This window comes from Campylobacter sp. JMF_14 EL1 (assembly GCF_027737585.1).
Classification (GTDB): Bacteria; Campylobacterota; Campylobacteria; order Campylobacterales; family Campylobacteraceae; genus Campylobacter_B.
In genome coordinates, this window is the sequence record NZ_JAOVTW010000005.1 from 16,079 (window position 1) to 37,521 (window position 21,443).

A 21,443-nucleotide genomic window follows, 5' to 3' on the forward strand; every position below is an offset into this window, starting at 1 on the left:
AATTTGGCGCATTATATCATTTAAATTTTTAAATTTAAATTTGCTACAATATCCTAAATTTAAGGAATTTATCAATGTTGGAACAAAAAATTAAAAACAATGCTAGCGGAATTTTGCTCTATGGTATCGTTCCGCCAAAAATCAGTTTCGAGCCCGAAAAAATCGAGCGACTTGGCGCGCTTTGGAGAGAGCGCATAACCTCCATGCCATGCGATGGCATAATCATTTATGATTTGCAAGATGAGAGCGCAAGGACGAGCGAGGCGCGCACTTATGAATTCATCGAAACGCTAGATCCGGCACTGTATTACACCAAACACCTGCGCGAGGTCAAACCCGCCATAATCTACCGCGCCGTGGGAAAATACGATGAGAGCAAATTTGGCGAAATTTTAAATACAAGGGCGAGTAATTTTGGCGTATTTGTGGGAGCCTCCTCGAAATACGATACGATGAAAATCCCGCTAAAACGGGCGTATCAGATAAAAAAAGAGATTGCTAGCGATTTGCATTTGGGCGGAATTTGCATAGCTGAGCGCCACAAACAAACACGCGCCGAGCACCTAAAAATCGCGTCAAAAAGCATAAGCGGGTGCGAGTATTTCATAAGCCAAGCCGTCTATGACGCTGAGAGTGTGAAAAATTTCATAGATGATTATGCTAATCTTGGGTGCAAAAAAGTGCCTATAATCTTTACTTTCACGCCGTGCGGAAGCGAAAAAACGCTCGAATTTATGAAGTGGCTTGGCATTAGCGTGCCGGATTTTTTGGAAAATCGCCTAAAAACCAGCACCGATATCTTGCAAAGCTCGGTGAGCCTGTGCGTGGAGCTGTTTGATTTCATCTACAAATACTCGCTTGCAAAGGGCATTAGCGTGGGGGCAAATGTGGAGAGTGTCAGCACCAAAAAGGCTGAAATCGAGGCTTCGATCGAGCTTTTGAAAAAAATCAAAGAAATAATCGTAAAAAGGGAAAATCTAGGAATTGGCGAAAAGTAAATTTCGCCAAAATTTAGCAGATTTGTGGCGCAAAATTTTGTTTAAATTTCACTCAAATTTTGCTAAATTTTGCGCCAAATTCGCCAAATTTACTCGCCCGAATTCTGCCCTGCTTCATCAAACATTTTTTGCACGCTCGGAGCGTTGTTGGTTAGCTTTTTGATAGTTAGTTTTTCGGCTTTATCATTAGCTAGGCGCAGGTTATTTTCAGAAGATAAAAGCTCATTTTTTACCTTTTCTAGGTGGCTTATGGTTTTGTCGATTTCATCGATTGCCTTTTGAAATTTTTCGCTTGCTAGGCGGTAATTTTTGCCAAATTTATCCTTAAATTCGTCAATATTGCTTTTAAAGGTTTCGATATCTAAATTTTGGTTTTGATACTCTACTAGACGCTTTTTATCTTCGAGCGAATTTAGCGCAGCGTTGCGTAGCAGCGAGATTATCGGCAAGAAAAACTGCGGGCGGATTACATACATTTTTTCATATTTATGCGAAACATCGACAATGCCTGTGTTATAGAGCTCGCTATCGCTTTCAAGTAGCGAGACAAGCACCGCGTATTCGCAGTTTTTCGCCTTTCTGTCCTTGTCTAATTTGGCAAAAAATTCCTCGTTTTTATGCTTTGACGCGGTCGTATCGGCCTCGTTTTTCATCTCAAACATTATCGAAATATACTCTACGCCGTCTTTGAAATCGCGAAATATAAAATCGCCTTTGCCACCCTCTTTGACCTCATTGTCTTTTTCAAAATAAGCGTTTGCAAATGCGGTAGTGCGGAGCTTCTCAAACTCCGTGCTACAATGGGTCTCCAAGCTCTCGCCAACCATTTTTGTCGATAATTTCGCCTTTAAATCCTTGTAATAATCTATCATCGCGTCTTTGTCGCTGATTGTTTTTTCGAAATTTTCACGCAAAATTTGCTCTTTTTCGACGAAATTTTTTTCTTTTTCGCTCAGTGTGATTTTAAGCTCGGAAATTTCGCTATCTTTGCTCGAAATAGCGTTGCTCACAGCCAAATTTTTCTCATTTTCACTTGCGCTGATTTTGGCGTTTAACTCGATAATTTTCTGGTTTAGCTCGGCGATTTTAGCCTCATTTTCGAGGGAAATTTTGCTTTTTTCAATCTCAAATTTTTGCGTTAAATTCTCATCTTTGCCTTTTAGTTCGGCCTGTGATTTCGCCAAAATTTCTTTAAGTTGTGAAATTTCACTATCTTTTTGCGCTTTTAAATTTGCGATATATTCTTTTGCCCTAGCGATTTCTTGGGATTTTACAAGCTCTAATTCGCTTTGAAATTTTGCATTTTCGTTTTGCAATCTCTCGTTTAAAATTTTCTCAAATTCGCTATTTCTGATTTGGCTTACGATTTTTTGGTATTCACTCTCATCAATTGCGAAAATTTCGCCGCAGTTTGGACATTTGATCTCAGACATGATTTTTCCTTTACTTTAAAATTTTAGTGAATTTTACAATAAGAATTCGACAATTAATGTCTAAATTTGATAAATTTTGAAATTTAAGCGTTAAATTTAAATAGCACAGAACCCCAAGTAAATCCACCGCCAAAGGCGTCTAGCAAGACTAGTGAGCCATCTTTTAGCCTGCCAGCCTCATAAGCTTCGTTTAGTGCCATTGGGATTGAAGCCGAGCTTGTGTTGCCGTATTTTTGCACGGTTACGACACATTGATTTTCCGTAAAGCCTATCTTTTCGCGCACTGCCTCGATTATGCGCAAATTCGCCTGGTGCGGGACAAATAGATCAATATCGCTAGCTTTTAAACTGTTTTTTTCTAATGCCTCTTCGACCGATTTTATCAGCGTTGGAACCGCGATTTTATAGACATCTTGACCTCGCATTTTGATAAATCCGAGCTTATCGTCTAAAATTTGTTGCGAGATAGGATTTGCGCTACCAGGTGCTGGCGTGATCAAATAATCAGCCTTTGCTCCGTCGCTCGCGCTGTTTGTGTAGATTATGCCCTCGCCATCGCCCTCGCTCACTACTGCTGCGCCAGCGCCGTCGCCAAAAAGCACGCAGGTGCTCCTGTCGCTATAATCCGTAATCGCGCTTAGTTTTTCGCTTCCGACGATTAGTATATGTTTTTTCGCTCCGCTTTCGATAAGTGATTTTGCTAGGTCTAGTAAATATACAAATCCACTACACGCAGCACTTATATCAAACGCCATAACGCCAAATTTAAGCCCTAATTTATCAGCAATCAAAGCCGCAGTTGATGGCATACAAAAATAATCAGGCGTGATTGTGGCACAAAGCACGGCATCTATTTGCTCTGCTCTTAGCCCACTTCTTTGAAGTGCCAAAGCAGCGGCCTTTGCGCCCATATCGCTAGTAGTTTCGTGCGTATCTGCGATATGGCGTTCTTTAATGCCCGTTCTTTGGGTAATCCACTCATCGCTGGTATCGACCATACCCTCCAAATCGTGGTTTGTTAGAACTCTCTTTGGGGCGTAGGCGCCTATGGATACCACCGAAGCCTTCATCTTTATCCTTGATTATAGTTGCTAAGTTGGGTTTGGATAACTGAGTTTATGTTTGAATCCGAAAATTTAAGCGCTTGAAAAATTGCGTTTTTTATCGCTTTTGGCGTGCTTTTGCCGTGGCTTATGATTACGCACTCTTTCACGCCCAAAAGTGGCGCGCCACCAGTTTCATCGTAATCGGTCGATTTTTTGATTATCTTAAATACTCGCCTCATCAAAATCGAACCAGCTATCGCAATCGGCGATTTTTTCGCCTCTTTTTTGATAAGCTTATTCATAGCGCTGGCTATGCCCTCGCTGGTTTTAAGGACGATATTTCCGATAAATCCGTCAGTGATAACGACATCTACCGAGCCGTCAAAAATCTGATTTCCCTCGGCGTTGCCGACGAAATTTTGCATTTTTTTGAGTTTTGGGAAAATTTCTTTATTGACCTCGTTACCCTTGCTATCCTCTTCGCCATTTGACAAAAGCCCGATCCTAGGGGTTTTAATCCCCATAATCTCTTTTGCGTAAGCCTCGCCCATAACGGCAAATTCGAATAAATTTTCAGGTTTGCAATCCACATTTGCCCCGACATCTAAAACCAGCGTTTTACCACCCTGACTAGTCGGAAAAAGTGTAGCAATGGCTGGGCGCGAAATACCTGGAATTCTGCCGATTCTAAGCGTAGCTAGGCTGTGCGTAGCCCCGCTATGACCAGCTGAAACCACGGCCTTACAGGTGCCATTTCTGACCAAATCTACTGCTTGATAAATGGTGGAATTTTTGCGCTTTAAAACATCTGTCGCACCCTCTTTCATCTCGAAAACTTCGTCAGTTTGGACATACTCTATGTATTTTTGAAATTCTGCCGGGATAAAAGGGGCGATTTTTGCCTCGTCGCCTACTAAGAAAGCTTTGAATTTTTGCTCTCTTAACGCTTCAATAACTCCGCATACAATAGGCTCGCAACCGAAGTCGCCACCCATTGCGTCGATAGCAATCGACGTCATGGGATTAGTATTCTCCTGTATTTTTATTTACTCTGTGAGGAATCTTCCAGCTACCATCTTTGTCTTTGACTGGCACAGGTAGAGTTACAGTGTAATGAGTTCTTCTTTTTGCTGCGCGAGTTTTACTCACTCTTCGTTTAGGAACTGCCATTTTTTCTCCTTTATAAAATTTATAATTCTTTACATTTATCGCAATAAAAGTAGTCGCTTTTTATCGCTTCTACTTCGCTTTGTAAAATTTCATCTATGTCGATACTGCCCTCGAAAAACTCGATTACATCTAAGCTATCAGAGCCTTTGTAAATCCCGTCACTTAGCGTTAAATCGACATTTTCGTCTAAACTTAACTCAAATTCGCTTCCACAACGATCACAAATATATGGTATCGCTCCGCAAATTTGGGCGTTGCATTTATACAGGCTTTCTCCTAATTTGTGCAACTCGCCGCTAAATTTAACACCGCTACTTTGGATATCAAATTTAATCGGCTCTTTTGTGATTTTTACAAAGCTAATTTTCAAAATTTTACCTTAGCAAATCTCTTTTTTAGCAAAGAAAAATGCAATCTCGATAGCTGCGTTTTCTAGGCTATCGCTACCATGGACTGCGTTTGCATCGATACTTTCGGCGAAATCAGCGCGAATTGTGCCTGGCTTTGCCTCTTTTGGATTTGTTGCCCCCATTAATTCGCGGTTTTTAGCTACTGCGTTTTCGCCCTCTAAAACCATAACCACAACTGGGCCACTAACCATAAAATCAACTAATTCGCCAAAAAATGGGCGATCTTTATGAACTGCATAGAACGCTTTTGCGTCATCTACGCTTAATTGCAATTTTTTTGCTGCTGCTATACGCAAACCGTTGCTTTCAAATCTATCTATGATTTTGCCTATAACGCCCTTTTTTACGGCATCTGGCTTAATTATTGATAGTGTTTGTTGCATACGAACTCCTTTATTGTAAAAGGGTGATTATATCTAAAATAGGTTAAAATTTATTTAAGAATTAAATTTTCATGGCATTTAAGCCATGAAAATTTTGAATTTGTATTTATGCGACTACCGGAGTATCGCCACCGCGCAATTCTGCGCCGATTTCAGCTTTGCTTGGTTGTCCAGCGACAACTTCGCTCCAAACGATACAGCCGTCAGTTGGACAGGCGTTTGCACAGGCTGGTTCGTCATTGTGACCTACACACTCTACGCATTTATCAGCATATACATAGTATGTGTCTGCCCCTGTTGGGTTATCGCTATCATCAACAATCGCGCTAACTGGGCACTCATCGATACAAGAACCGCATGCTATACAAATATCAGTAATTTTTACTGCCATATTTTCTCCTTTATCAAAAAATACCCTAAATAATAACACACTATTTTTAAAAAGTCATTAAAAATTTATGTTAGATTTGAATTTTATATTGCGTGTAAATTTGGTTTAAATTTTTTATAAGATAAAATGTGTATAATTCGCAAATGATAAATTTTATTATTAAGGAGAAAATATCATGTTAGTAACTACAAAAGCAGTAGATTTCACAGCACAAGCCGTTCTTGGCGACAACAGCATTGTAGAGGACTTCAACCTTTACAAAAACATCGGCCCAAAAGGCGCAGTTGTGTTCTTTTATCCAAAAGATTTCACATTTGTTTGCCCTAGCGAGATTATCGCATTTGACAAACGCTATAAAGAATTTAAAGATAGAGGCGTAGAGGTTATCGGCGTATCTTGCGATAGCGAGTTCGTTCATCTTGCATGGAAAAACACACCAGTAAATGAAGGCGGTATCGGCAAAGTCCAATTCCCGCTAGTTTCAGATATCACAAAAGATATCGCTAGAAGCTTCGATGTGCTTTTTGGCAACGCAGTTGCGCTAAGAGGCTCATTTTTGCTAGATAGCGACGGCACAATCCGCCACGCTGTCATCAACGACCTTCCACTTGGCAGAAATATCGACGAGATGATTCGTATGGTAGATACTATGCTATTTACTAACGAGCACGGCGAGGTCTGCCCAGCTGGCTGGAACAAAGGCGACGCTGGTATGAAGGCTAACCCACAAGGCGTAGCCGAGTATTTAGGCAAAAACTCAGACAAACTATAAAACTCCAAATTTGGCGCAGCCCCCCTGCGCCAAATTTATCACGCAAACGCGTGCGTATGGGGCCTTCCCCCTAAGGCTCCACCTTTATGTATCCCCATAAAATTGAAATTTTAAGAGAGCCTTTAAAAGCTCTCTTTTTTCATTTAAAATTTACTATTTTCAGTTAAAATCTCGCTTTTTTAAAAAGGATAATTTATGAAAAAAATATTTTTCGCACTTTGCGCGGCATTTAGCCTAAATTTCGCCGTATCACTTGATCCAAATTTAGCACTGAAATTTGACGCCAATGTAACCACGGGCACGCTAGAAAACGGTCTAAAATACTTCATACAGCACAACCCCGTCCCCAAAAACAGCGCATATTTTTACCTAAATGTAAATGCTGGCAGTATCGACGAAAACGACGATGAGCAGGGATTTGCGCACTTTGTCGAGCACATGGCGTTCAACGGCAGCGAAAATTTCGACAAAAACGAACTAGTCAAAAAATTAGAAAGCCTAGGCGTGAAATTTGGCGCAGATTTAAACGCCCAAACTAGCTTTCAAAACACGACCTACAATATCCAAGCAAGCGTGAGCGATGAAAATTTAAACGACATTTTCACGGTATTTAGAGACTACGCTAAGGGCGTGAAATTTGACCCAGCCGAGGTCGAAAAAGAAAAAGGCGTGATTTTAGAAGAGGCAAAAAAGGATTATAAAACCAGATTTTACGAACAAAGAGCCAAATCACTCTATCCAAACTCGATCTTTCAAAGACGCTTCCCAATAGGCAAAAACGAAGCCATAGCGGGCGCGACGAGTGCGAGTTTGCGGGCGTTTTATGATAGAAATTATGCGCCAAATTTGATGAGCGTCATCGTCGTAGGCGATGTAAATTCGACGCAAATCGAAAATTTAATCAAAGCCAAATTTAGCGATTTAAAACCTCGCTCTAAAAAAATCGCGCGCGATACGAGCCTGCAAAAATTCGGCGCAGGTTATGCAAACATCGTAGAGCCACAGATTGGCACAAATGCCGTAAATATCGTGTTTGCCGGCGAACACAGCCCCTTAAACAGCGTAGGCGAAATGAAAAAAGCCTGGCTTGATACCTACATCGCAAAACTTCTTAGCCTTAGCTACGATGCCCTAAATATAGGCGCGAAAATCCCCCTAAAAGCGGGATTTGACAGCAATGATTTATTCGGCGAGCGCAGACTTTATTCTTTTGGCGCAAACATTTTTGATTTTGACGCAAATGCCACGCTGACTAGCCTATTTAGCGCGATTAAGGGCGCTAGGGAGCATGGATTTTCGGCTGGGGATTTTGAGAGTGCAAAGGCGGAATTTATCAACTCCGTCCAAACCAATCTCATCAAAAATGACACGCAAAACAAGCAAATTTATGAAATTTTGGATTTTGTAATAAACGGCAACACTAAGCTTGGCAAGCAGGATAAACACGATTTAAGCCTTGCGATTTTGGGCGAAATTTCGCTTGGCGATGTCAATGAATACTTCAAGCAAATCACGAGCGGAGCGCACTTTACGGAGATAATTTCGACAAAAAATCTAAATTTAAGCGCGGAGGAAATAGATAAAATTTATCAAAACGCAACCCCATTTGATTTTAGTAAAAACGGCCTGGGCGAGAAAAAACTTTTAGAAAACGAGCCTTCACCAGCCAAATTTGGCCAAAATTTCGATAGCGATAAAAACATAACCACACTAAATTTCGATAACGGCGTCAAGGCGGTTTTAAAGCGAAATTTGGGCAAAAAAAATAGCATACAAATCAGCGTGAAAAAACTAGGCGGAATTTCGAATTTTGCGAGCAAGGCTGAGGCTGAAATTTTAAGCGCATTGCTAAATTCAGGCACTATTGGCGAGTTTAACGAATACGAGGCTAAGCGGCTTACTAGCGGGTTTAACTACTCTTTGCGCTTTGGCATAAACGAGCTTTCTAGCGGGTTTAGCGGGGAGTGCGCTAGCAAGGATTTCGAGGCAATGATGAGGGAGCTGTTTGTGAAAATGAGCACACCAAAAATCCACGCAAATTCGCTAGAAAAATACCAAAGTAGCGCCATCTCTAACCTTGCGCTCAGAGATGAGACGATAGATTTTCGCTTCAACAAACAAATCGTAAATTCGCTATTTGGCGGGGATTTGCGCTTTAAAACTCCGCTTGAAATAAGCGATGTAAAAAGTGCGAATTTAGCGCATTTTGGGGGCTTAGCAGATGAAATTTTCGCTAATGGGGGCGAGTATTTATTTGTGATAAGTGGCGATTTTGACGAGGATAAAATCACCGAAATTTTAGCCAAATACGCAGGAAATTTAAAAGGCAAAGCTGGCAGGGGCGAAATCGCCCAAACAAAGCTTAGCGCAAACGCCGTAAAAATCGAGGAAAACTACGGCGATAGCGATAAAAGCGAGGTTAGAATGATTTATCTAAACTACGATTTGAGCGAGTTTGACATTTTAAACTCATACAAGCTCAAAGCCTTCGAAAGTGCCGTAAAAACGCAAATCACCGAAAAAATCAGAGAGGACAAAGGGCTAATCTACTCAGCCAGCGTGAGTGCCTCATACGCGCAGTTTCCACAGATAAAATCTGGGCTAAATATCTCGTTTTCGTGCAACAAAAAAGACAAGGAAGCGGTGATTGAAGGAATCAAAGAAATCATCGCTGATATCGCGCACAACGGCACTAGCGCAGATCAGCTAGAAAATTTCAAAAAAGCGCAAATTTTATCTATGAAAAGAGCCAGCGAAAACAACGATTTTTGGCTAAGCAACATCGCTTCGCACGAGCTTTTCGGCTATCCGTTTTATGATGATGAAATTTACGCTGCTCGCATAAACGCCCTTAGCAACGAAGATGTGAAATTTGGGGCAAATTTAATCGCAAAAGAGCCGTTTATCGCGATTTTAAATCCGAAAAAGTAAGTGAATTTAGCCTTTTAACGATACTGCGCGCGCCATAAATTCGGCAATTTGCGCAGTGTCGAATTTCTTTTTATCAATACAGATAATTTATACTTATTTTTATATCGTCAAGGTTTTTGCCTGTTTTTAGTAAAAAATATGTTTTTAATTCTAAATAATCAGAATTTTTTATAACGAAATTTACATACCTGTGATTATTATCGAAAATTTTATATTCTTTCCAAAATTTAAGCGACAAGGTTTTATTAACAAATAAATTTTTGAGATTTAAATTTATTGAGATGGGCGAGAGTGCCCACGCTATGGTGCTACGGTGCTCAATTATTTTTTCTTTCAATAACTATAATTTTCAAATTTCGTTTTGATAATTTTTCAAAATCATCATATTGTATTAATTTGATTTTTCCATTACTTTTATGCCAAAATTCATGACATAGGTGGTTATTGTTTTTTAAAAAATTGCATTTTATAAATTTTAGCAACTCTATATGTTGATCGTATCCAATAATTAGCAACTCATCTTTGTTATCGCCAAGTAAAATTTCATCTATTTTGTTAGAATTTAATTTTTCGTAAAATCCATAATCTTTTTTAAGTGTTTTTGCACAACTGCCACCATTTTTTGTGTCTGGCGTATTTATAGCACAGCCCAACAAAACACTTTGTTTATTGTCTATCCTGCCATTAAAAAATATAAAAAACAATACGATTAAAACAAATAAAATAAAAATTACTTTTTTCATTATTTATCCTTGTTTGGGTAGAATGTTTTTTTAAATGAACTATTTATAAAATCTGGTCCGCTAAATAAATTTGGCATATAGTCGTGATATGTGTATATGCCAGTATAACCTATAACTTTTTTGCCAGTTTCATTTGCAATAATTTGAGCTATTGAATTATCACTATAACCAGAATAACAAACTACTAATAAAATCAGCGACAATAAAATCAGTAAAAATTTCGTTGCCAAAAACAACCAAGTTATTAAAATCAGACCGATACCTAAAAATAAAAGTTTTTTGTTGATTACTTTATTTTTCTCTATGGTATTTTTGCCGTATGCTAAACCAAGAGTTTTGGTTATCCCTGTTATATCATTTAAATTTATAGTATTTTTTGTTGTTTTATCAATCGCATAAATTATGGAAGTATTTGTGAATTTTACCGATATTTTATCTTTATTTTTTTACAAATTCTTGTAAATCTTGTATTCCAAATACTAAAAAAGCAATAGTTACCAATCCTATTTTTATATCGTAAATTAGACTAACCATAAAAATCATAATAGGCAGACAAGCGAAATAAATGATTACATACAAACTATAATCTTTTAAAACTAACGGCTCTTTGTCGTAATCTCTTTGCATAAATTTATAATCTTATCGCCCTAGACATTGCGTTTAAAATCAAATTCTTATCAAATTTATTGTCATAAAAAAGATTAAACGCTAATGCGCCTTGGTTGATTAGCATTTCGCGTCCGTCTTTTGTGCGAACGCCGTGAGTGCTAGCCAAATCCAAAAACGGCGTAATCTTGCCATAAATTGCGTCAAATGCGAATTTTGCTTCCTTGAAAACAGCGTCCAAAATTTCGGTTGGGGCTGGTAAAAAATCATCTTTTAGCCCTGCGCTTGTGGAATTTACGACCAAATCGTAGCTTTGAAATTTGAAATTTTCGTAGGTATAAAAATTCTCGCATTTAAAATTTTCTGGCTCTTTTTCGCTGCGGTTTAAAATGTCAAATTTAACGCCATTTTTCGCCAAAATATAGCCAATCGCCCGCGTCGTGCCACCAGCGCCCAAAACAAGCACGCGCTTTAAACTTCCAAACTCCCTAATCGCCTCGTAAAATCCGGGCGCGTCAGTGTTGTATCCGTAAAATTTGGAGTTTTTTCGCACGAGAGTATTCACTGAGCCGATCTCGCGCGCCGCCTCGCTTAGCTCATCACTTATCCGGTAAGCTTCTAGCTTAAAAGGCACGGTGATGTTCGCGCCATTTAAGCCTAAATTCAGAAATTTTTGTTTCAAATCCGCGGCTGTTTCTAACAAAACCCGCCCATAAAAGGCGTCAAGGCCTAGCTCTTTAATCGCCAAATTGTGCATTAAAGGCGATATAGAGTGAGATATCGGATTGCCAAAAACGGCAAATTTGTGCATTATTTCACTCTGTAAATGTATGCGCCACTATTAACCGCACGCATGTCGCTAATAGCCTTATTTAGCTCTTCTCCACTAAATGGACCGACCAAAATTTTAACCACATCTTTGCCATTTACTTGGGTTTTTAAACCCACTGGATTATAACCTTTGGCTGTGATTTTGCGCACATCTGAGCTGTTTGGATCGTAAGAGTTCGAAGCGAAAACTTGGATATAATTTCCAGCTCCCACGCTCGAATTCGCAGTTTTTGCCGCAGTGCCTACTTTGGCAGGTTCTTTTTTAGGCTCAGTTTTTGGAGTCTCTTTTTTAACTTCGGCTTTTTTGACTTCCTCTTTTTTAGGTTCAGGTTTTTTCGCCTCTACCTTTTTAGGCTCATCTTTTTTAACCTCAGCCTTTTTCACCTCTGCTTTTTTAGGCTCAGTTTTTGGAGTCTCTTTTTTGACTTCGACTTTTGGGGCTTCTTTTTTGGTTTCAACCTTTGGAGCTTGCAACTGCTCTTTTACGGTTTTTACCTCTTCTGGTTTTGGTTCTTCTTTTTTAACCTCGATTCTTTGGACTACGACAGGCTTAGGCTCTTCTTTTTTTATCTCTACTGGTTTTGGCTCTTCTTTGACCTCAGGTTTTTTAATCTCTACCTTTGTTTGAGGGGCAGTGTTTTGCACCACTGGCTTTGGCTCATCTTTTACTTCATTTTTGATTTCAACCTTTGAAATTTGAAGCTCGCTTGGTTTTGGCGCAGGGGTTGGCTCTGCCTTTGGAGCCGGGGTTTGAGGCTGCGCGTTAGAAGTATCACTGCTAACCACATTGATCTCTGGCTCTTTTTTTACCTCTTCTTTTTTAGTAAGTTCTTCTTCGCTAGGCATTGTTAGGGCTGCGTTTGTGTCAATGTCGTTTTTGTTGATAGCTTTCATTATTATAAGAACTATCAAAAACAAAACTATAATTCCAGCCGCAATAGTCAAAAGCTTTTTTAGGCTAGCTGTGCCGTCTCCTGGCGCTCCGTTCATAGTGATATCGCTCATATCAAATTTATCTGTCATAATATCTCCTAAAAATTTATTTACCCTTTTTAAAAAATTTAACAAATCTTTTAAAAAGGGTAATAAGGCGCACGAAGCGCCTTAAAATCAATACATCGCTTTATCGTAAATGATAAATTTATGCGCCAAATCCACAATCTCTTTTTTAACTTTTGCTTGAAGTTCGGTGTTTGTTATATCGCTAAGCACATCTGCGATTTTATTTGCGATAAACTCAAACTCAGCCTCTTTCATACCACGAGATGTCAAAGCAGGGCTTCCTACGCGAATACCGCTTGTGATAAACGGACTGCGAATCTCGCCTGGGACTGTGTTTTTATTTACGGTAATTCCTGCATTTCCTAGGGCTATATCAGCGTCTTTTCCGCTAAATTCTCTATTTAAAAAGCTAACCAAAATTAGGTGATTATCCGTGCCACCGCTTACTAGATCAAAGCCCCGTTTTACCAAAGTTTCGCCTAAAATTTTTGCATTTGCTTTGACCTGTTTTGCATAAACTTTCCACTCAGGGCTCAAATTGTGTTTGAAGCCCACAGCCTTTCCTGCGATGACATGCATTAGGGGTCCGCCTTGAATGCCCGGGAAAATCGAGCTGTTGATTTTTTTAGCGAATTCTTCATCGTTCGTCATAATTATGCCACCGCGTGGTCCGCGAAGCGTCTTGTGAGTGGTAGAGCTAACTACATGGCAGTGTGGGAACGGATGAGCGTGCTCGCCAGCTACAACTAGTCCTGCTATATGAGCCACATCGGCAAAAAGATACGCACCCACGCTATCAGCGATTTCTCTAAATTTAGCGAAATCTATCTCCCTTGTATAGGCACTTGCGCCACAAACTATCATTTTTGGTTTTACGATACCAGCTATGTCTGCTACGCGGTCGTAGTTTATGCGACCATCTAGCTCGACGCCGTATTCAAAGCTCTCATAATACTTTCCGCTGCTTGAAACTTTTGCACCGTGTGTTAGGTGTCCGCCATGGCTTAAAGACATGCCTAAAATTTTATCACCCGGTTTCAAAAATGCACCATAAACGCCTTGATTTGCTTGTGAGCCTGAATTTGGCTGAACATTTGCAAATTCGCAACCAAAAAGTTTTTTACATCGCTCAATAGCGATTGTTTCGATTTCATCGACAAATTCGCAGCCACCATAATATCTTTTGCCGGGATAGCCCTCTGCGTATTTGTTTGATAGCACTGAGCCCATTACCTGCATAACTTCTGGGTAAGTGAAGTTTTCGCTTGCAATCATCTCTAAATGGTCGCACTGACGAGCTAGCTCCTTGCTCATCAAATCAAAAATTTCTTTATCAAAATCTGCCAACATTTTTACTCCTTATCTGAATTTAATGGTTTCATAGCTGGAAACAAAATAACATCGCGAATCGATTTTTTATTTAGCAAAATCATCACCAACCTATCAATCCCAAGCCCCCAACCAGCGGTAGGTGGCATAGCATAGCTTAGTGCTTTGACATAATCAGCGTCCATTTCGTGAGCTTCGTCATCGCCTGCATTTTTGGCGTCGATTTGTGCCTTAAATCTCTCAAATTGATCAAGCGGATCGTTTAGCTCATTAAATGCGTTTGCAATCTCCTTGCCAGCGATATATAGCTCAAATCTCTCGGCGATTTTTGGATTTTCGTCGCTCCTTCTTGCAAGTGGGCTAATCTCGATAGGAAAATCCACGATAAAGGTCGGATCTATGAGCTTGGCTTCGACATAATTATCGAAAAGTTCGCTTTGCAAGTGGCCCAAATCTAGCTTTTCATTGACTTCGAATTTATCAGCTTTAAGCTTTGCTAAAATTTTGTCTTTATCATTTATAATCTCAGGATCCAATCCACCTATTTCGACCAGCGCGTCAAGGTATTTTACGCGCGCAAAAGGCTTAGTAAAGTCGATTTCAAGCTCGTCGTATTGAAGCTTTTTATCAAGCCCTAGCTTATCCATCACAGCCCAGATTAAATTTTGTGTCAGATCCATAACATCATTATAATCATGCCACGCCCAATAAAACTCAATGCTGGTAAATTCAGGATTGTGCGTTAAATCCATGCCCTCGTTGCGGAAATTTCTATTGATTTCAAAAACAGCTTCCATACCGCCTACGATTAGGCGTTTTAGATAAAGTTCAGGTGCGATTCGCAGGTATCTATCCACATCAAGAGCGTTGTGGTGCGTGATAAAAGGCTTCGCGTTTGCGCCACCTGCGATTGGGTGCATCATTGGGGTTTCTACTTCCAAAAATCCATGCGCCTCAAAAAAGTTGCGAATTTCACGGATTATGACAGAGCGTTTGATAAAATCGCTTCTAACCTCTGGGTTCATTATCATATCGAGGTAGCGTTGGCGGTATCTCATTTCGATATCTACTAGGCCGTGGAATTTCTCAGGTAGTGGAGAAATCGCTTTTGAAGCTAGTTTGATATTTGAAGCATGTATCGAAAACTCGCCAGTTTGCGTGATAAAGGCGTATCCTGTAACGGTAATGATATCGCCTACTTCGAGATTTTTCTTAAATTTAGCGTAATCTTCCTCGCCGATACTGTCGCGCGAATAATAAATTTGAATATTTCCGCTTTCGTCTTCGATATTTGCAAATGTCGATTTGCCCGCAACTCTTTTTAGTTTCAAGCGACCTGCCAAAACTACAATCTCATCTGATTTTTTTTCTTCTGTATTTGCAATACTAGCGAATTTCTCGCGAAATTCTACGATTTTCATATCTCGTTTTAAAAAATGAGGGTATGGATTTACCCCTAAATTTCGCAATTCGTTTGATTTATCTATTCTTTGGATTTCTAATTGTGAGTCGAACAAATTATTTCCTTTTTGCCGCGCAATCAGCGCAAATTCCGTAAAGCTGCATAATATGGCCAGTTAGGACAAAGCCATTTTCTTTGGCGATTTGGATTTGTTTTTTCTCGATACTAGCGTCGCGGAATTCGACGATTTTGTTGCAACTTTTGCAAATTAAATGGTCATGGTGAGGCTTATTTGCAAGTTCAAATTTCTTACCTTGCGCACCGAAAGTAATCGATGTCGCCATGCCTGATTCTTCGAGCAAATTTAGCGTGCGATACACTGTGGCGATACCTACATTTAGCTCAGGATTTTTCGCCTTGATCTCGCTATGCAAAGCCTCTGGCGTAAAGTGCATATTGCTATTATAAAGCGTTCTTAGCAAAACCTCGCGCTGTTTTGTGTATTTTAAGCCATTGTCGCTAAGTGCTTTTTTAAATTCAAGCAAAAGCGCGTCAAATTCTAAATTTTCGATTTTAGCGTCCATTACAATCTCCCTTCACTTACATTTAAATCCAAGCTTTGATTGATATCAAAAACCTCGTTTGAAATATTGTTTTGAATTTCTGTCGCATTATCTTCGCTTGGGGTTAAAATTTCACTAGCTTTTTGTTCTAAGCTTTGCAAATTTTCTTTGACTACTGGGTCGTCTTTTAAATCCATAATCCACTTGCCCACGCTTAGTAGCACCGGAGCAACTGCGCTAGTTTCGAAAAATTTCTTTGTCTGCTCATTTAGCATCATAGGACCTCTTGCAAAGGTTACGATAACAGCAAAAATTAAGAAAATTTTAGCCACACTAAATGCAAATCCACCGATTCTATCGACAAATCCTAGCCCACTCCATTTAAAGAGTTTTGAGATAATCTCGCCCAAAATCAGGCAGATAATCCACACGCCAAAAAGCACAGCCAAAAATCCGATTAAAGTCTGAGTAGTATCGCCGGAGAAAATTCCATTTGCATTTTGCAATGCAGGGACTTTGCTAGCTATCCACGCCCCTGCCATCTCTTTATAGCGCACAGCGATCCACAAACCACCAATCAAGCCTAAAATTCCAAAAATTTCCTTCATAATGCCATTTGTAAGACCCCTTAATCCAAAAAGGATTATCAGACCCACTACAATGGCGTCAAACCAATTTATACCTTCCATAATCACGCACCCACAACGCCGATAAGCTCTTGTAAATTTGTAGAGTAGCGCAATGCTGTTTCTTTGGCGATTTGATTTGCTCTGATTGCCTTAACCATAGCCTGTGTTTGCGTAATCATACCAGTGCTTTGTTGGTTAAGTTGCATTTGTGAGTAAATTTGATGAACTTTGTTTTCGCGGATTAGGTTAGCAACCGCATTGTTGTTAATCAAAATTTCATGCACTGCGATACGACCGCCACCAAGCTTTGGAAGCAAAGATTGCGAAATAACCGCAGTTAGCGAAACAGAAAGCATGTTTCGCACTTGAAGTTGCTCGCCGCCGTCAAAGCTATCGATGATACGGTTGATTGTTTGGATTGCTGAGTTTGTGTGAAGTGTGCCAAAAACCAAGTGTCCTGTCTCAGCCGCAGTAATGGCAATAGAAATCGTCTCCCTATCACGCATCTCACCGACTAGGATGATATCAGGGTCCTCGCGAAGTGAGAATTTCAAAGCTTGCGCATAAGAGTGTGTATCCGTGCCGATATTTCTGTGAGAAAATAGAGATTTTTTGTTTTGATGCACAAACTCGACTGGGTCTTCAACCGTGATAATGTGCTTGCGCTCTTTTTCGTTGATTTCATTTAGCATAGCCGCCAAAGTCGTTGATTTACCAGATCCTGTCGGACCAGTGACTAAAATCATACCCTTTTCGCGTTTTACAACCTCTTTAAAAATGCTTGGGGCTTTCAAATCATCAAGGCTAGGGATATCGATAGGAATAATACGAAACGCAGCGGCCAAATCGCCGTTCATAGTGTAATAGTAGTTTCCACGAAAGCGTCCGATATTTGGCAACTCAATCGCGAAGTCAAGCTCTTTATTTTCCTCTAAATCGCTTTTTTGTTGATCTGTAATCATCGCATAGCAAATATACTCGATATCACTTCCGCTAAGGCTATCCATAGCCAAAGGACGAAGCGTTCCATCTATTCGGATTTGCGGTGCTGAGCGAGAAACTAAGTGCAAGTCAGAAGCTTTATTAAAAACAACTGTCTTTAATAAGGTTTCGATATCTACTAAATTTTTTCTTGGATCTTCCATACTTTTCCTTTCTAATCAATAATTTTAGGCACTACAAAATAATCACCCTCGCTTGAAGGTGCATGTCCCAGAATAATAGAGCGAACATCGCTAGCGCGTGGCTCATCCTCGCGAAACGGAGTTCCGCCCTTTAAAGTAGTTATGGCTACTTCCTCACCATCTAATTTTAATTCGTTTAAAATTTCGACAAAATCTACTACCTTATTTAACTGACCGATAAACTCATTTCGTTTTTCATCAGGGATTTTTAAAGCAGCTAATTTTTCGAGCCTTGATAATAAAATTTCATCTATTATCATAAATTTTCCTTTTCTGATAAATGCGACATTATATCATAAAAATTCTTGTCTTTGGGCATATTTAAATTTTTTTATGCTACAATTACCGCCAAATTTAATCACAAAAGGATACTACTTTGGCTTTAAAAGACGACATCGAAGGCGTTAAAAAAGAAATAGGCACAGAAGAGCAGTTTTTAGAAGGCGTTATCAAAAGCGAAATTTTCATTAAAAAATACAAAAAACCTTTAATCTTTTTCGCTACCCTTATAATGGTGATTTTCGTAGGATACTGGGCGAACGAATTTATCCAAAATTCTCGCATAAACAGCGCGAACGAGCTATACTCAGAGCTTTTAGAGACGCGCGATGACGCAAAACTTGCCAAACTAAAAGACAAAGATTTCAATCTATACGCATTATATATGCTAAATCACGGCACAGCTGACGATTTAACTTCCCTTGCAAACGATAGTAAGGTCGATTATTTGCTAAAAGAGATTATCAGTGTGCAAAACGGCAAACAAAGCCCGCTTTTGCTTAACGATTACGACGCTATCGTAAAGGGATACGAGCTTTTAAAAACAGGTCAAATCGAGGCTGCAAACGCCGAATTTGACAAAATCGCCATAGATTCGCCAGTGCGAAATTTAGCGTTAAATTTAAAACATTATAAAGGAAATAAATAATGAAAAAATCAATCATATTCACACTTCTGCTTTCGTTTTTATTTTTCGGTTGTTCGACCAAGCGCCAGTATTTCGACCCAGGCGATGACAACATCACAGGCGAAATGGCCTTTAACGGCTCGCTTCCAGCCGAAATCGTCTATGCTGCCAAAGAGGGCGCCACGCTATCAAACGGCGCAGTTATCACCAAATCAGGCGTAAATGAAAATATCAAACTTAACAAAAACGAGCGATTTTTAGGCGAGTATAATGGAAATTTCATCGCCACAGACACAAACGGCACGACTAGGGTTTTGGGTAGCGATGGCAGCGTGAAATTTGAGCGAGATCTCAAACGCTATGCCCTAAGTGGCGCGATTGACGGCGATGATTTAGCACTTGTGATGAGCGATAATAGCGTAATGCTCTTTCGCCTAAGCTCGGGTGCTATGGTGCTAGATGATAAAATCGGCGACGCATTTGCCATAGATTCACGCACAGCCGCTCCGCTTTTTATCAACCAATTAGTAGCCTACCCAGCACTTGATGGCCTAGTAAATATCGTAGAGCGCACAGGCGGCCGCTCTGTGAGGGATTTCGTCGTATCAAATCAACCATTTTTTAACAACATAACCACGCTTCAAGCCCGTGGCGACGACCTTTATGCAGGCACAGGCACAAGGCTAGTTCTCATCAGCCCAAATGGCAACAAAACCTACAACCGCGACATTAGAAATGTCCTATTTGACGGTGATAGAATCTATCTTTTGCTAAAAGACGGCACGGTCGAGCTTTTGGATAAAAACCTAAATTTAATAAAATCTCGCAAATTTACCTTCGCTCAGCTATTAGAGGGTGTATTTAGTGGGGAATACCTTTATATCGTAGAGCGCACAGGTTTTGTTATCCGCACGGATAAAAATCTGCAAAGCGAGGCGATTTTTGAGCTAAGCGATGAGATTGACTCTCGCGCATTTAGCGCAAATTCGTCATTTTACTACGATGATAAAGTGCTAAATTTTGCTAAGTAAAATTTCCAATCTCATGGTTAGCCATGAAATTTTGCTTAAAAATTTCAAAACCATAGATTTGAAAATTTTCACTCGCTCCCGCGCATACAGCGCCTATTTTGGCGTGGATTTATCTGGGTTTAATACCCTGATTTTCATGCGCGAGGCATCATCTCGCTTCATTATGCGAGATAGCGAATTTTTATTAAATTTAACCGAACAAATTTGCGCAAATTTAGGCAAAACTATCAAAAAACGAGTTTTGTTCCACAACAGCCAAATTTGCTCAAAAAGTAAAAAATTTTTAGAAGAAAACGGATTTAAAACCTATGCTTTTATGTGATATCGGCAACACAAATGCCAAATTTTATGATAACGGCACAACCTTTGCTATGGGTATCGACGAGTTTTTGAACTACGAACCAATCGAGAGAGTGTATTGTATAAATGTAAATGCCAGAGTGCAACGCAAGCTAAACAATCCCCTATTTATCGACATTACGCACCATTTCCACATAAACACCACCTACCAAGGGCTAGGAATCGATAGAATCGTCGCGTGCAGTATGGTCGAAACCGGTGTCATCGTCGATGCAGGCAGCGCTATCACGGTCGATGTCATGGAAGGTGGCACCCACCTTGGCGGATTTATCCTGCCTGGAATCCACGCTATGCTTCGCACTTATGGCGAAATTTCATCTGTTTTAGATGTCAATCTCTCGACGAAAATTTTCCTAGACTCGCTTCCACAAAAAACAAGCGACGCCGTGAATTACGGCATTTTCAAGCCCACAATCCTAGCCATAGCCGACATTGCCGGCGATAAACGCATACACTTTACCGGCGGGGACGGCGCGTTTTTAATGCGACATTTCAAAAACGGCGTTTATGATAGGGATTTGATTTTCCGCGCTATGAAAAATTTAATCTCACAAAAAGGACTTTTATGATTACGATTGCGCTACCAAAGGGTCGCATTGCCGATGATACACTCAAAATTTTTAAAAGCATTTTTGGGCTAGAATTTGCCTTTGAAGACCGCAAATTAATCATGCAAGAGGGTGATTTTAAATTTCTTTATGTCCGCAACCAAGACATTCCTACCTATGTCGTCGGAGGCGCAGCAGATATCGGCGTAGTGGGGCTAGATGTGCTCGAAGAGCACAAACCAGATGTTTTGCGCCTGCTAGATCTCAAAATCGGCAAATGCAGAGTTTGTGTGGGCGTGCCAAACGAAACCGAGCTTGATTACAACACCCCAGGTATCAAAATCGCAACCAAAATGCCAAATATCACGCGCGAATACTTCGCCACCAAAGCCGTCGCCACTCAGGTCATCAAACTATACGGCTCGATCGAGCTAGCTCCGATTATAGGGCTATCAGACGCTATCGTCGATGTGGTCGAAACAGGCGCTACGATGAAGCAAAATGGCCTTAAAGTCGCCGAGGTTATCATGCACAGCTCAGCGCACCTCATCGCCAACAAAAACAGCTTTGTCATCAAACGAGATGAAATTTTAGATTTGCGCGACAAAATTGCAAAAGAAATCGCAGGAAAATAGTGGATTTTTTAATAAATTCTTTTCCTTATGTTATTGCATATTTGGCTCAAAAAAGTATGGCTGAAATTCTCTATTTTTTTGCTACGATAGCTGTATTTTGCACTATTCTTTACTCTATGTTGCCATATAAAAAAGAAAA

General features: G+C 40.0%; 24 protein-coding genes. 8 read left to right on the forward strand and 16 right to left on the reverse strand.

The genetic code is table 11. The features are described from left to right. Positions 1 to 74: 74 nt before the first annotated feature. Positions 75 to 998: a methylenetetrahydrofolate reductase gene (locus OFN73_RS06485; RefSeq protein WP_270862737.1), complete on the forward strand. Its 924-nt coding sequence runs from the start codon at positions 75 to 77 to the stop codon at positions 996 to 998. A gap of 89 nt (positions 999 to 1,087) precedes the next feature. Here the strand turns inward: OFN73_RS06485 and OFN73_RS06490 are convergent, their stop codons facing one another. The 7 genes from OFN73_RS06490 to OFN73_RS06520 form a co-directional block, all read right to left on the reverse strand. Beyond that, positions 1,088 to 2,431 carry a DUF2130 domain-containing protein gene (locus OFN73_RS06490; RefSeq protein ID WP_270862738.1) on the reverse strand — a complete coding sequence of 448 codons (1,344 nt, stop codon included), beginning with the start codon at positions 2,429 to 2,431 and terminating at the stop codon, positions 1,088 to 1,090. Positions 2,432 to 2,514: 83 nt separating this feature from the next. Beyond that, positions 2,515 to 3,501: a beta-ketoacyl-ACP synthase III gene (locus OFN73_RS06495; RefSeq protein ID WP_270862739.1), complete on the reverse strand. Its 987-nt coding sequence runs from the start codon at positions 3,499 to 3,501 to the stop codon at positions 2,515 to 2,517. 2 nt (positions 3,502 to 3,503) lie between these two features. Next, positions 3,504 to 4,496: a phosphate acyltransferase PlsX gene (gene plsX, locus OFN73_RS06500; RefSeq protein WP_270859729.1), complete on the reverse strand. Its 993-nt coding sequence runs from the start codon at positions 4,494 to 4,496 to the stop codon at positions 3,504 to 3,506. Between the two features lie 4 nt (positions 4,497 to 4,500). After that, complete coding sequence (rpmF, locus tag OFN73_RS06505; RefSeq protein ID WP_270859730.1) at positions 4,501 to 4,647, reverse strand: 50S ribosomal protein L32; 147 nt, start codon at positions 4,645 to 4,647, stop codon at positions 4,501 to 4,503. 19 nt (positions 4,648 to 4,666) lie between these two features. Continuing rightward, entirely contained in the window at positions 4,667 to 5,017 is a 351-nt protein-coding gene (locus tag OFN73_RS06510; protein WP_270862740.1) for a hypothetical protein, read from the reverse strand. 9 nt (positions 5,018 to 5,026) lie between these two features. Continuing rightward, complete coding sequence (ndk, locus tag OFN73_RS06515; RefSeq protein WP_270859732.1) at positions 5,027 to 5,440, reverse strand: nucleoside-diphosphate kinase; 414 nt, start codon at positions 5,438 to 5,440, stop codon at positions 5,027 to 5,029. Between the two features lie 106 nt (positions 5,441 to 5,546). Then, positions 5,547 to 5,831 (reverse strand): DUF362 domain-containing protein, encoded by a 285-nt coding sequence (locus OFN73_RS06520; RefSeq protein ID WP_270859733.1) that lies wholly within the window; start codon positions 5,829 to 5,831, stop codon positions 5,547 to 5,549. 175 nt (positions 5,832 to 6,006) lie between these two features. Between OFN73_RS06520 and OFN73_RS06525 the strand changes: the two genes are divergently transcribed. After that, the gene (locus OFN73_RS06525; protein ID WP_270862741.1) at positions 6,007 to 6,603 is read left to right on the forward strand and encodes a peroxiredoxin; all 597 of its coding nucleotides are present in this window, start codon (positions 6,007 to 6,009) and stop codon (positions 6,601 to 6,603) included. Between the two features lie 195 nt (positions 6,604 to 6,798). Beyond that, the gene (locus OFN73_RS06530; protein ID WP_270862742.1) at positions 6,799 to 9,534 is read left to right on the forward strand and encodes a M16 family metallopeptidase; all 2,736 of its coding nucleotides are present in this window, start codon (positions 6,799 to 6,801) and stop codon (positions 9,532 to 9,534) included. 317 nt (positions 9,535 to 9,851) lie between these two features. Here OFN73_RS06530 and OFN73_RS06535 read toward each other — a convergent pair whose 3' ends face one another. The 9 genes from OFN73_RS06535 to gatC all read right to left on the reverse strand — a co-directional run bounded on the left by OFN73_RS06535 (position 9,852) and on the right by gatC (position 18,083). Beyond that, positions 9,852 to 10,277, reverse strand: a complete 426-nt coding sequence (locus OFN73_RS06535) for a hypothetical protein (RefSeq protein ID WP_270862743.1) — start codon at positions 10,275 to 10,277, stop codon at positions 9,852 to 9,854. Positions 10,278 to 10,908: 631 nt separating this feature from the next. Further along, a complete protein-coding gene (locus OFN73_RS06540) occupies positions 10,909 to 11,694 on the reverse strand; it encodes a shikimate dehydrogenase (protein ID WP_270862744.1) in 786 nt (261 codons plus the stop codon). Further along, positions 11,694 to 12,737, reverse strand: coding sequence for an SPOR domain-containing protein (locus OFN73_RS06545; protein ID WP_270862745.1), 1,044 nt, complete (start codon positions 12,735 to 12,737; stop codon positions 11,694 to 11,696). Before OFN73_RS06545 ends, OFN73_RS06540 begins: the two co-directional genes overlap by 1 nt. 87 nt (positions 12,738 to 12,824) lie before the next feature. Beyond that, positions 12,825 to 14,066 (reverse strand): serine hydroxymethyltransferase, encoded by a 1,242-nt coding sequence (locus tag OFN73_RS06550; protein ID WP_270862746.1) that lies wholly within the window; start codon positions 14,064 to 14,066, stop codon positions 12,825 to 12,827. A 2-nt stretch (positions 14,067 to 14,068) separates the two neighbouring features. Continuing rightward, entirely contained in the window at positions 14,069 to 15,562 is a 1,494-nt protein-coding gene (gene lysS / locus OFN73_RS06555) for a lysine--tRNA ligase (protein WP_270862747.1), read from the reverse strand. A 1-nt stretch (position 15,563) separates the two neighbouring features. Then, positions 15,564 to 16,031 carry a Fur family transcriptional regulator gene (locus OFN73_RS06560; RefSeq protein WP_270859740.1) on the reverse strand — a complete coding sequence of 156 codons (468 nt, stop codon included), beginning with the start codon at positions 16,029 to 16,031 and terminating at the stop codon, positions 15,564 to 15,566. Continuing rightward, complete coding sequence (locus tag OFN73_RS06565) at positions 16,031 to 16,699, reverse strand: CvpA family protein (protein ID WP_270862748.1); 669 nt, start codon at positions 16,697 to 16,699, stop codon at positions 16,031 to 16,033. The genes OFN73_RS06560 and OFN73_RS06565 overlap by 1 nt, the downstream gene beginning before the upstream one ends. A 2-nt stretch (positions 16,700 to 16,701) precedes the next feature. Beyond that, on the reverse strand, positions 16,702 to 17,784 hold the full coding sequence (locus OFN73_RS06570; protein ID WP_270859742.1) for a type IV pilus twitching motility protein PilT: 1,083 nt from the start codon (positions 17,782 to 17,784) through the stop codon (positions 16,702 to 16,704). An 11-nt stretch (positions 17,785 to 17,795) separates the two neighbouring features. Beyond that, a complete protein-coding gene (gene gatC, locus OFN73_RS06575) occupies positions 17,796 to 18,083 on the reverse strand; it encodes an Asp-tRNA(Asn)/Glu-tRNA(Gln) amidotransferase subunit GatC (RefSeq protein WP_270859743.1) in 288 nt (95 codons plus the stop codon). 116 nt (positions 18,084 to 18,199) lie between these two features. Here gatC and OFN73_RS06580 point away from each other — a divergent pair, with 116 nt between their 5' ends. The 5 genes from OFN73_RS06580 to hisG are packed head-to-tail and all read left to right on the forward strand — an operon-like array spanning position 18,200 to position 21,304. After that, positions 18,200 to 18,751, forward strand: coding sequence for a hypothetical protein (locus OFN73_RS06580; protein WP_270862749.1), 552 nt, complete (start codon positions 18,200 to 18,202; stop codon positions 18,749 to 18,751). After that, positions 18,751 to 19,761, forward strand: coding sequence for an L-seryl-tRNA selenium transferase (locus OFN73_RS06585; RefSeq protein ID WP_270862750.1), 1,011 nt, complete (start codon positions 18,751 to 18,753; stop codon positions 19,759 to 19,761). The genes OFN73_RS06580 and OFN73_RS06585 overlap by 1 nt, the downstream gene beginning before the upstream one ends. Then, complete coding sequence (locus tag OFN73_RS06590) at positions 19,751 to 20,083, forward strand: hypothetical protein (RefSeq protein ID WP_270862751.1); 333 nt, start codon at positions 19,751 to 19,753, stop codon at positions 20,081 to 20,083. The genes OFN73_RS06585 and OFN73_RS06590 overlap by 11 nt, the downstream gene beginning before the upstream one ends. Beyond that, positions 20,070 to 20,690, forward strand: coding sequence for a type III pantothenate kinase (locus OFN73_RS06595; RefSeq protein ID WP_270862752.1), 621 nt, complete (start codon positions 20,070 to 20,072; stop codon positions 20,688 to 20,690). Before OFN73_RS06590 ends, OFN73_RS06595 begins: the two co-directional genes overlap by 14 nt. Then, positions 20,687 to 21,304, forward strand: coding sequence for an ATP phosphoribosyltransferase (gene hisG / locus OFN73_RS06600; RefSeq protein WP_270862753.1), 618 nt, complete (start codon positions 20,687 to 20,689; stop codon positions 21,302 to 21,304). Before OFN73_RS06595 ends, hisG begins: the two co-directional genes overlap by 4 nt. The last annotated feature ends 139 nt before the right edge of the window (positions 21,305 to 21,443 follow it).